Genomic DNA, 1,032 nt, shown 5'->3' with positions numbered 1-1,032 from the left:
TATCCTTGGCAAGCTCTTTTGCCAAAGCTTTCAGTTTTTCTCTATCCATTAAAATGTCCATCGGTAATTCCTCGCTCGAGAGGTTAATAGACCGTGGACATTTACACAAATTTATTCACAGGCTCGCCTCGACGCGACCTAGGTGAATTGAGAATTATTCGTCATTGATTTAATATATGTTTTTACAAAAAAATCTACTCACTAAGAAGTTTGCCTCACTCTTGCCATGAAAATTAAAATCTCTCCCATATTTATCTTACTGTTTCTTTCAGTCGCATTGAAAGTCGACTTCCTCAATGCGAAAACGCAGTCCGAAAGTGCATTTCAGGCTGCATCTATGGCAAAAGCATTTGGCAAACTTCTTTCTCGTGCCAGCGATGAGCAAGCATTTGAACACATTACAAATCTTGCCAATGTAACCTCTTTCCTACTCACTTCTGATCCAAATGCTTGTGCACGCTTAATGTTACCAGGCGATTACGGATCATTGGGCTGGGAAGATTTTCCATCTCAATTCCGTGAACGTACAAAGTTAATCCAAACGCAAATCGTCAATGCAGCTCTCAATTCACCGACCCTTCCACCGAAAGAGGATGTTGCAGGCCCTATACTAGACGTAGTTCTCGATAAGGTTGTTACAAAGCACGGCGAAACAGCATTAGAGGCGTTCACATCAAAGAACAAAAATACGACTGCGTACCAAACGTGTTTGGTTTGGTCTCGAATATTAAATGAGATTGCAAAACTGCCTGCCAAAGATGGAGGACTGTTATCACGATGGCTCTTCGTCGAGTAATGCAAAATCGATCGGTTTGCAACAAGTCAGCTAGGGTGCGGGTTGCACCCGCCCTTCTATGATGCATGTCAAGTCCAACTTGCAAATTCATTGCATTTAATTTTCGTTCTTCATTTTTCTCTCCTGCTTCGTTGTGTCGTACGTTCACAATTCGTAATAAGTCTCTGGTCATTTGCTCGTGAAACTTAGTTTCACCACCTTCTATCCGCTGGCGTTTTCGACCAGCCTAATTCTGC

The 1,032-nt window shown here is 42.2% G+C and carries 1 protein-coding gene; it reads left to right on the top strand.

Annotated features, from left to right (window positions below; translation table 11 throughout):
* Window positions 1–226: 226 nt before the first annotated feature.
* A complete protein-coding gene (locus tag H8K52_RS20590; RefSeq protein WP_186924788.1) occupies window positions 227–796 on the top strand; it encodes a hypothetical protein in 570 nt (189 codons plus the stop codon).
* Window positions 797–1,032 lie beyond the last annotated feature (236 nt).

This window comes from Affinundibacterium seohonense (assembly GCF_014284305.1).
Classification (GTDB): domain Bacteria; phylum Pseudomonadota; class Gammaproteobacteria; order Burkholderiales; family Burkholderiaceae_D; genus Undibacterium; species Undibacterium seohonense.
This window is presented reverse-complemented; position numbering and strand designations above follow the sequence as displayed.